At 55.3% G+C, this 6,019-nt stretch carries 5 protein-coding genes and 1 pseudogene; 4 read left to right on the forward strand and 2 right to left on the reverse strand.

Annotation, left to right across the window (positions count from 1 at the left end; genetic code table 11):
- Positions 1-45 precede the first annotated feature (45 nt).
- Positions 46-504, reverse strand: coding sequence for a flavodoxin (locus EKM95_RS06155; RefSeq protein WP_125696973.1), 459 nt, complete (start codon positions 502-504; stop codon positions 46-48).
- Positions 505-1,068: 564 nt separating this feature from the next.
- On the opposite strand from EKM95_RS06155, the gene map reads away from it, so the two are divergent.
- The 3 genes from map (at position 1,069) to EKM95_RS06170 (ending at position 4,085) form a co-directional block, all read left to right on the forward strand.
- Positions 1,069-1,863 (forward strand): type I methionyl aminopeptidase, encoded by a 795-nt coding sequence (map, locus tag EKM95_RS06160; RefSeq protein ID WP_125696974.1) that lies wholly within the window; start codon positions 1,069-1,071, stop codon positions 1,861-1,863.
- 386 nt (positions 1,864-2,249) lie between these two features.
- The gene (locus tag EKM95_RS06165) at positions 2,250-3,326 is read left to right on the forward strand and encodes a phosphomevalonate kinase (protein WP_125696975.1); all 1,077 of its coding nucleotides are present in this window, start codon (positions 2,250-2,252) and stop codon (positions 3,324-3,326) included.
- Between the two features lie 186 nt (positions 3,327-3,512).
- A complete protein-coding gene (locus EKM95_RS06170; RefSeq protein WP_125696976.1) occupies positions 3,513-4,085 on the forward strand; it encodes a TMEM175 family protein in 573 nt (190 codons plus the stop codon).
- Between the two features lie 154 nt (positions 4,086-4,239).
- On the opposite strand, the gene EKM95_RS06175 is transcribed toward EKM95_RS06170, so the two are convergent.
- Positions 4,240-5,064, reverse strand: a complete 825-nt coding sequence (locus tag EKM95_RS06175; protein ID WP_164510109.1) for an aldose epimerase family protein — start codon at positions 5,062-5,064, stop codon at positions 4,240-4,242.
- 441 nt (positions 5,065-5,505) lie between these two features.
- Here EKM95_RS06175 and EKM95_RS06180 point away from each other — a divergent pair.
- Positions 5,506-6,019 (forward strand): annotated as a pseudogene (locus tag EKM95_RS06180) (RNA-guided endonuclease InsQ/TnpB family protein); the annotation flags it as partial.

The raw sequence follows: 6,019 nt of genomic DNA on the forward strand, positions 1-6,019 counted from the left end.
AGCGCTAGACAAAAATAGACCGCCGCAGCGATCTTTTTTGCCCAATTACATGGCAGCTTGTTTGTCGACCAAGTCCTTCGTGAATTTTTCAAGTGCGGTGATGTCATCGGCTTCTGGGGCGAGGTCAATCTTGACGTTCGTCGCGCCTTGCGTGGCACCGGTCTCGGCAAACGCCTTGGCGAAGTCGTCGACACTTGTCGCAAAGGCGTCGTAGAATTTATCGCCACTGCCGCAGCAGCCGTACACTTTGCCGGTCAGGTCCAACTCTTTGAGATCCTCGTAAAAATCGACCGCTTCGTCGGGCAAGACGCCGTCGCCAACATCCGAATACGTGTAAGTTGCGACGACGCAGATATCCGCATCCTCAAAATCCTCGGCGACGGCCTGCGAAACTTCGGTGACCGTGGTGTCGACGCCATATTTTTGCAATTCGTCCTCAACGATGCCGGCGATCTCTTCGTTGTTGCCGGTCATGCTGGCATAGACGATCTTTGCCACTACCATGTGCTAACTTCCTTCCATCCTTGCGTTTTGTCCTAAGCATTATAGCAGACAAGCGGCGGGAAAAGAAAGGGTGCGGAGGTGCGCGTTTAGGGGTGGGCAGGTAGTGCGGGCTAGGCGGTTGATGGCGCACTTGGCCATCGAGCGACCGGGCCGACTACATGTCCCACCCCTGCTCGGCGGAGCCCAACTAGAAAGGGTGCGGAGGTGCGCGGGATGGTGGGGCAGCTAGCTTGGCTCGGGTGCTTGGTGGCGTGCTTAGCCACCGAGTGCACGAGACAGTTAGATGTCCCCACCATGCGCACCGGAGCCCGACTAGAAAGGGTGCGGAGCCGAGCGTTTAGGGGTGGGCAGGTAGTGCGGGCTGGGCGGTTGATGGCGCACTTGGCCATCGAGCGACCGGGCCGACTACATGCCCCCCCTGCTCGGCGGAGCCCAATTAGAAAGGGTGCGGAGGTGCGCGGGATGGTGCCCCGCCTCGCCACCCTGTTTTCAGTTGCATCTTGTGTTACACTAAGTTTTGAAAATATTGAAGCAGAATGCCATTTTAAATAGGAGATGCGAATTTTGATCACATTAAAGTCGCCGCGTGAAATTGAGGGCATGGCAAAGTCCGGCGCAATCTTGGCCGGGATGCATAAGGCCGTCGCAGAGATCATCAAACCAGGGGTGTCGAGCTGGGAGATTGAAAAAGTCGGCCGTGAATATATTGAAAGTCACGGGGCGATTCCCGCGGAACTTGGTTTTGAGGGGTACAAATACGCCACCTGCGTCTCGATCAACGATGAAGTGGCGCATGCGGTGCCGCGCAAGGGTCTGTTTTTAAAGGAAGGCGACATCGTGGCGGTTGATACCGTCGTCGACTTCAACGGCTACTTCAGCGACTCCTGCTGGACATACGCGGTCGGTCAGATCTCTGAAGAGAAACAGAAACTGATGGATGTCACCAAGAAGGCGCTGTATCTTGGCATCGATCAGGCCGTTGTCGGCAACCGGCTCGGCGATATCGGGTATGCGATTCAGCACTATACCGAAGATGAAAATGGGTACGGGGATGTCCGCGACCTGATCGGCCATGGCATTCAGCCCACGATGCACGAAGCGCCAAACGTGCCGCATTATGGCGAGCCCGGCCACGGCCTGCGTTTGAAGGCGGGCATGACCATCACGATCGAGCCGATGATCACCACCGGCACTTGGAAGATCAAGGCCAAGCAGGTGCCAAATGATGATTGGGAATATTATGTGACCGCCGATGGTTCTCCGTGCGCCCAGTACGAGCACACGCTGGTCATCACCGATGACGGCCCAAAGATCTTGACCAGTCAGGATCCGGAGTTTGACGCAAAATATCTCCTGTAAAAGAGGCGGGTCATCCCAGCGATGACCCGTTTTGTGTGTCAGGGTGTGGAGGACCGCGGGATGGTCGAGTAGCTAGATTGGCTTGGGCGCTTGAGGCGGTCTTTGCCTCGAGTGCACGAGCCAACTAGATACCTCGACCATGCGGGCCGGAACCCAACTACAAAAGGTGCGGCGACCCGCGGGATGGCGGGGCAGCTAGTTCAGGCTGGAATCTTTCCCGTGTCGACGAGAAAATCCAAAAAAGTTGCACGAAAGCCGTTCGTTCTCTAGAATAGAAAAGGCTTTTCTTCAAAAAGAGTAACGCTTTTCGCGAGTTCGCCCCGCGGCTTGCGGGCAAGCGTATACTTCAGCATGGAGTTAATCAAAAAGTGAAGGGTTCTGATGGATTGGTAACAGCACAGGCGCCAGGCAAATTATATGTGGCTGGTGAATATGCAGTCGTTGAAACGGGGTACCCCGCGATCATCGTCGCAGTGGATCAGTTTGTGACCGTGAACGTGACGGCCGCAGCCGATGCCTATGGGAGCATCGTCTCCAAGCAATACCAGGAGAACTCCCTTTTTTGGCAGCGCAATGGCGACGAGATGGTCTTCGACAACCGCGATAATCCGTTTCACTATATTCTCTCGGCAATCAAGCTCACCGAGACCTACGCCCGCGAGCAGGGGAAAGACCTTGCGCTGTATCGGCTGGACATCGATTCAGACCTCGATTCGACCGATGGCAAAAAATACGGCTTGGGCAGTTCTGCGGCGGTCACCGTGGCCACGGTCAAAGCGCTGAACCTGTTTTACCAATTGAACATGACCCCGGACATGATCTACAAACTCGCCGCGATCGCCCATCTGGACATCCAGGGCAACGGCAGCTTGGGCGACATCGCCGCGTCTGTATATGGCGGGTGGATCGCCTATCGCAGTTTCGATAAATCCTGGCTGGCGGCACAGCGCCGCAATTATTCACTGAGTCAACTGATCACGATGGATTGGCCGGAGCTTTCGATCGAGTTGTTGACGGCTCCGGCCGCCTTGAAGTTGGTGATCGGCTGGACCGGCTCGCCGGCTTCGACCAGCCAGCTCGTCGACAAGATCGCAATCGCCAAGGCTGAAAAACGGGCGCAGTACACCCAGTTCTTGGAGGCAAGCCGCGAGACCATCGAAAGTCTCATTCAGGGCTTCCGCGACAAGGCGCTAGAAAAAATTCAGGCGGGCATTCGCGACAATCGCCGACTGCTCAATGAGCTTGCGGCCTTTTCCGGCGTCGCCATCGAAACGCCGAAGCTGACGACCATGTGTGATCTGGCTGAATCAGTTGGCGGGGCCGCCAAGTCCTCTGGGGCAGGCGGCGGCGACTGCGGCATCGTCTTGTTGGATGAACAGATCGAGACCGCCCCGCTGTTTGATCAGTGGCGGGAACAGGCCATCGAACCGTTGACATTTCAGGTCCATGAGTTGGCAAAATAAAGCGAGATAATAGATACACCTGGGCATGCATCGTGGCCTGGGTGTGTTTTTTCTCCGGCAGCAGGTTTTCCTCAGCCGAAAAATAGGCCCCAGCAAGATTGCAGGACGCAGGATGATTTTTCCCGAAATGTGATGCGCGACTGGCTGGCTAAGTATGCGACTATCGCTCTGACAGGAGGGTGCGCGATGAACAGGGGCAGGCTAGAGGCGTTTACGGATGCGGTGATCGCGATCGCGGCGACCATCATGGTGCTGGAGCTGCGGCCGCCAAAATCAGTCAGCTTGCGCGGCTTGGCGGCGGATTGGCCGATCATGGTCGCTTATGTTTTCAGCTTCACGATGATCTATGTGGTTTGGTATTCCCACCACAATCTTTTCAACAAGGCAAAGATCATCTCGACCAGGACGTACCTTTTCAACGGTTTGTGGTTGTTCAGCCTGACCTTAGTGCCGGCCAGCACTGCCTGGGTGGGGCAACACGCCGACAAAACGCTGCCGGAAGTCGTTTACCTTGGGGTGCTCTTGCTGTGGTCGCTGGCGTTTCAGCTGATGGACGAGTCGGTGATCAAGGACAATCCCGGCATTAGTCGTGATGTCTCGAACAATGTGGCGGCGCGGCTGTGGCTCTATGGCGGGTATGTTGCCGGCATTTTGGTCGCGCTGGTGTGGCCGATCGGGGCGCTGCTCATCGTCGGCGGCATTAGTCTCGGATTGACGGGGCAATTGTTGCGCACCAAGCCGACGCCGGTGAATAAGTGAAATAGGGTCGTGTCGAGATAAAAATAGCCCGCTGCGTTTTTTGCGCAGGGGGCTTCTTTTGACAACGCTTCAAAAAATTTGTCGATCTTGGTTGCAACGATGGCTCGCGACACTGCGAATAGCCGTCCTCTGTGACACTTTTTTCCAAAAACTATTACAGCGTGCTGGCCAAGGTGATCACGGTGCGCTGGCGCCACGGCTCGCCCGGCTGAAGGTGCAAGGCCCCGTCATCGGGTGCAACGAGTGGCCGCAAGCCCGCGGCGATGTGGGGCTGGCCGACGATGCCGTTGAAGTTGTCCACGGCGCTGATCTGCGGATACGAGCTGACGCAAAGGCCAGGCGCATCAGTCTCAAGGGCGAGTTGCCAAAGCGGCGCAGTCAGGGTGGCTGTCGTTTCCTTCGTCAGGCGGTCAACCACCGGCATCTCAACGGTTTTGGCGCCGAGGGTCAGCCGTTGGTCCATGATCGTCTGGGCCGGGTCACCAGTCAAGGCAAACGCGAGGTCGATCGTCGGCCGCAGTGCGACTGGTTCGCTGGTCTCGATCCACCAGTCGATCGTCCAATGATTGTCGTTGTCCAAGGTGTGTGCGATCTTCACCTCGCGCGCGCCGGGCAGGCCATCTGCGCCGTCCGGCAAGCGCAGGCTCATGATCAAGGTCGCGCTGTCGCCGTGGCGCTGCAGGTCGCCTTGCCAATTGAAATTTTGCCAGCCATTGTGGGGATGCGAGGTGGCATCTTGCAGGTCCGGTCCCAAGACGGCGCCAAATGTGCCCGGCCGCTCCAAATAATCCTGTAAGGTGACATAGCCCAACAACAGATTGGGGTTGCCGCCCGGATGATGTGGACTGGGTAGGCGCAACCGCTGGACTCTGGCGCCAAAGGTGATGAAACTGAGCGACATTTCGCGATCATTTTCGATCGTGTACTGGGTGATCTCCTGTTTGCCGACGCGCGCAAACAGCTTCGTGGATAATTGCATGCAACCGCTTCCCTTCATTTTTTTTTTTGGGGCGAGAACCCTCTGACTGTTGTCAGAGGAGGTAAGCCCGCTGTCGCTGATGTTAGTCAGCCTTTTTGCTTGGGCGTCCCGCCTTCTCCCTTCTGTTTTTGGATTTTAAAGATAATTAGTGGCTGTTTCTCTGGACATATCACCAGGTGTCTCAATCCAATAGCTATGGAGACCCATAGTGGTGAAAGATTTACGCTGGCCCTTAACGTATGAATTAAATAATCTTAAAAAATATATACAGTGCCCGTATTTACCTATAAAGATAATTATTTGGACAGATAGACTCGCCAGATTCTACCATTCCATTGTATAATTTAGGCGTAAGGAGGTGAAACTATATGACTAAGAAAATGGCCGACTTAACCATATTACTATGGCTTAAAGATGCGCCTCTTTCCTTCGTCTGAACAGATGCGGATCATTGACAACAACATTAACGCCAGCCGTTTTGCTTACAATGAGATGGTGGCGATCGACAAAGAACTCTACTTGCTTCAACAAGTTCAGATACCGATCTCGATCGTTCAAGACCGTATTGCTTATCTAAAACGACGCAGGAACAACACTCAACTGCTGTTTGCCATTCACCCTTGGTTGGCCGGCACAGGTATTGGCACCGATGTGATCGACCAAGCCAGGAGAGCTTATCAAGCGGCGTGGCACATGTTTCGTCAAGTCCACCAGGCTGGTGTCCCCGTCTTCCACCGCAAGAGCTATGATGGCAGTTATCAGTTGCCTACTCGATACACCAAGACCGAAGCGGGTCTAACGAGCGGCTCCAACCGATTTCTCGATACCAAGCACGTTACGATCAGCGGACTGGGAAAGCTCCGCGTTTCGGGTTCACGAAAGCGCTTGTTCAGTCATGCCGATAGTATCCGTGTCGGCACTATCACAGTGCGCCGTGACGCGACTGGTCGTTACT

It is taken from the genome of Lacticaseibacillus yichunensis, from assembly GCF_003946405.1.
Taxonomy (GTDB): domain Bacteria; phylum Bacillota; class Bacilli; order Lactobacillales; family Lactobacillaceae; genus Lacticaseibacillus; species Lacticaseibacillus yichunensis.